Source organism: Pseudonocardia sp. SID8383 (genome assembly GCF_009864975.1).
GTDB lineage: Bacteria > Actinomycetota > Actinomycetes > Mycobacteriales > Pseudonocardiaceae > Pseudonocardia > Pseudonocardia alni.
The window spans coordinates 1-3,452 of sequence record NZ_WWFY01000851.1; the positions used below are offsets into that span (position 1 = coordinate 1).

Genomic DNA, 3,452 nt, shown 5'->3' on the forward strand with positions numbered 1-3,452 from the left:
CGCCGAGCTCGCCCGCTCCGCGGAGCCCGCCCGGGACGCCGGGCCCGCAGCTGACGCCGGGCTCGCAGCCGACGCCGGGCCCGCAGCCGACACCGAGCCTGTGGCGGCCCGGCTCGCCGGCACCGAGCCGGCGGTCTCCGGACCCGTCACCACCGCACCTGCGACGCCGGGCTATCGAGACGCACGTTCCGGCCCCGCCGAGGGCGGAAACGTGCATCTCGACCGGTCCGGTGACCCCACCGCCGGCGATGCCGCCCCCTCGGACACGTCGACCGACGGTCGAGCGTCGCGAAACGGTGCTCGGAACGACGCATCCGCAACGCTCGACGTCCAGGACGACCGGTCCGGGCGGCCCGGTGGGCGCGACTCCGTCCATCCCGACCCGGCTGCCGGGCCGGACGACTCGGCTGCGCGGGAGAACGGGCCGAAGGCCCGCGGAGCAGAGGACCCCCGAGCGGAGGAACCCGGTACCCAGGACGAGCCGGAACCCGAGGGGCCCGAGTTCCACGAGCTCGCCGACGACACCGAGCTCGAGCACGCCCTGGAGGCGCTGCTGCTCGTCGTCGACGCCCCGGTCGACGAGCCGTCCCTGGCCACGGCGCTGCACCAGACGCCGTCGCGGATCCGGCAGACGCTGCACCGGATGTCGCTGGCCTACACCGCCGAACGGCGCGGCATCGACCTGCGCCGCGCGGGGGAGGGCTGGCGGTTCTACACGCGCGACCGCTACGCCCCCTACGTCGAGAAGATGCTGATGGACGGCCAGCGCGCCCGGCTGACCCGGGCCGCGCTGGAGACCCTCGCCGTCGTCGCCTACCGCCAGCCGGTCACCCGTGCACGGGTCTCCGCGGTCCGCGGCGTCAACTGCGACGGCGTGCTCCGCACCCTGCTCACCCGTGGACTGGTGGAGGAGGCCGGCACCGAGGAACACACAGGGGGGACACTGTTCCGGACGACCGAGCTGTTCCTCGAACGGCTCGGGATCTCCTCCGTGGCCGAGCTGCCCCCGCTGGCACCGCTGCTGCCCGACATCGACGCGATCGACGACCTGGAAAGCTAGGCACCATGAGCAACACACACGACCCCGACGGCGTCCGGCTCCAGAAGGTGCTGGCCCGCGCGGGCGTCGCCTCCCGGCGCGCGGCCGAGGACCTCATCGCGCAGGGACGCGTGCAGGTCGACGGCGAGACCGTCCGTGAGCAGGGCCGCCGGATCGACCCGGACACCGCGGTCGTCCACGTCGACGGCGCCCGGGTCACCCTGCGCGACGACCAGGTCTACCTGGCGCTGAACAAGCCGTTCGGGCTGCACTCCACGATGTCCGACGACATGGGCCGGCCCTGCATCGGTGACCTGCTCGCCGACCGCGTCGAGATCATGAACACCGCGCAGCGGCTGTTCCACGTCGGCCGGCTCGACGCCGAGACCGAGGGGCTGCTGCTGCTCACCAACGACGGCGAGCTCGGCCACCGGCTGATGCACCCGTCCTACGAGGTGCCCAAGACCTACCTCGCCGAGATCGAGGGCAAGATCGCCCGGGACCTCGGGCGGCGGCTGCGCGACGGCATCGAGCTCGAGGACGGCATCGCCCGCGTCGACGCGTTCAAGCTCGTCGACGCCGTCCCCGGCCGCGCCACGGTGCAGCTGGTCCTGCACGAGGGGCGCAAGCACATCGTGCGGCGGATGCTCGCGGAGGTCGGCCACCCGGTGCTGCGTCTGGTGCGGACCCACGTCGGCTCGGTCGCCCTGGGCAATCAGCGTCCCGGCAAGCTGCGGCCCCTCGACCGCGTCGAGGTGGGCTCGCTGTACAAGGCGGTCGGTCTCTGATGGCCGTGCGGGCCCTGCGGGGCGCGACCCAGGTCGACGCCGACGACCGGCAGGAGATCCTCGACCGCTCCGCCGAGCTGGTCACCGCGGTGCTGGAGCGCAACGAGCTGCGCTCCGACGACATCATCTCGATCTGGTTCACCGCCACCCCGGACCTCACCGCCGAGTTCCCGGCGTACGCGGCACGGCTGCTCGGGCTGACCGACGTGCCGCTGATGTGCGCCACCGAGATGGCGGTGCCCGGCGCGCTGCCGCGGGTGCTGCGGCTGCTCGCCCACGTCGACACCCCGAAGCCGCGCTCGGCGATGCGGCACGTCTACCTGCACGGGGCGCGGGCGCTGCGCACCGATCTGCCCCAGTAGGACACCCCGCCCCGTCGTGGCGGGGGCCGACCGGCGACAATGCCGGACGCAGCAACTCGAACACGGTGGGGGAACAAGGTGGCCTTGCGGGGCGTCGTCGCGATGGACGGTCCGTCCGGGACGGGCAAGTCGACCGTCTCCCGACGGCTGGCGCAGGCCTGCTCGGCGGCCTATCTGGACACCGGGGCCATGTACCGCGCCGCGACGCTGGCCGCGCTGCGCGCCGGCCTGGGCGAGGGTGCGACGGAGGACGAGATCGCCCGCGCCGCCATCGGGGCCCGTCTGGAGTCGGGCACCGACCCGGTCGCCCCGACGATCACCCTCGACGGTGAGGACGTCTCCGGCCCGATCCGCGGCCCCGAGGTGACCGGGTTCGTCTCGGCCGTCTCCGCGGTGCCGCAGGTCCGGGCCGAGATGGTCGCCCGCCAGCACGCCCTGATCCGCGCGGCCGTCGGGAGCGGCGGCGGGATGGTCGTCGAGGGGCGCGACATCGGTACCGTCGTGGTTCCGGACGCGCCCCTCAAGGTCTACCTGACGGCGTCGCCGGAGGTCCGCGCGGCGCGGCGCGGGCGGCAGGACGAGAAGGCGGGCCGCAAGGCCGACCTGCACGTCACCCTCGCCGACGTCGAACGGCGGGACCGGCTCGACTCGTCGCGCCGGGTCTCGCCGCTCTACGCGGCGGCGGACGCGCTGGTGCTCGACACCGACCGCCTGTCGGCGGACGCCGTGCTGGCGAAGCTGCGCGAGCTCGTCTCCGCGCGGGGGCTGGACGGGTGAGCCGGGCGCGTGCGCTGCCGGAGCACGCTCTCGGGTGGCTGCACGACCTCGGCCGCTGGATCGGCACCTGGCTGTGGGTCCCGTTCTTCCGGGTGCGGATCCGGCACCGGGAGCGTATCCCGGCGACCGGCCCGGTGGTGCTCGTCGCGAACCACAGCGCGTTCGTCGACGGACCGCTGCTGTTCGGCATGTTCGGGCGCCGCGTGGTGTTCCTCGTGAAGGCGGAGATGTTCTCCGGGATCGTGGGGACACTGCTGCGGTGGTTGGGGCAGGTGCCGGTGCGGCGGGACGTCGTCGACCGGCGGCCGCTGACGACCCTGCTGGAGGTCCTGCGCGACGGCGGCATGGTCGCCGTCTTCCCGGAGGGCACCCGCGGCACCGGCGAGGTCGGCAGCGACATCGGCAGGGCCCGGCAGGGCGCGGCCTGGCTGGCCCGCTCGGCATCGGCGCCGCTGCTCCCGGTGGCGGTGCGCGGCACGCACCGCC

At 74.4% G+C, this 3,452-nt stretch carries 5 protein-coding genes; all 5 read left to right on the forward strand.

The features are described from left to right. The first annotated feature begins 211 nt into the window (after positions 1 to 211). Positions 212 to 1,060: an SMC-Scp complex subunit ScpB gene (gene scpB, locus GTW08_RS31165; protein WP_083658524.1), complete on the forward strand. Its 849-nt coding sequence runs from the start codon at positions 212 to 214 to the stop codon at positions 1,058 to 1,060. A 5-nt stretch (positions 1,061 to 1,065) separates the two neighbouring features. After that, positions 1,066 to 1,827, forward strand: a complete 762-nt coding sequence (locus GTW08_RS20630; protein WP_073575214.1) for a pseudouridine synthase — start codon at positions 1,066 to 1,068, stop codon at positions 1,825 to 1,827. Further along, complete coding sequence (aroH, locus tag GTW08_RS20635; RefSeq protein ID WP_073575213.1) at positions 1,827 to 2,189, forward strand: chorismate mutase; 363 nt, start codon at positions 1,827 to 1,829, stop codon at positions 2,187 to 2,189. Before GTW08_RS20630 ends, aroH begins: the two co-directional genes overlap by 1 nt. A 78-nt stretch (positions 2,190 to 2,267) precedes the next feature. Further along, positions 2,268 to 2,966, forward strand: coding sequence for a (d)CMP kinase (gene cmk, locus GTW08_RS20640; protein WP_083658409.1), 699 nt, complete (start codon positions 2,268 to 2,270; stop codon positions 2,964 to 2,966). Beyond that, a partial coding sequence (locus GTW08_RS20645) for a 1-acyl-sn-glycerol-3-phosphate acyltransferase (RefSeq protein ID WP_161152404.1) occupies positions 2,963 to 3,452 on the forward strand: 490 nt, incomplete at its 3' end. The genes cmk and GTW08_RS20645, both read left to right, overlap by 4 nt.

What these genes read in the sequence shown, in the direction of transcription:
- GTW08_RS20630 (WP_073575214.1), top strand. Translation starts at nt 1,066, where the DNA reads ATGAGCAACACACACGACCCCGACGGCGTCCGGCTCCAGAAGGTGCTG.
- aroH (WP_073575213.1), top strand. Translation starts at nt 1,827, where the DNA reads ATGGCCGTGCGGGCCCTGCGGGGCGCGACCCAGGTCGACGCCGACGAC.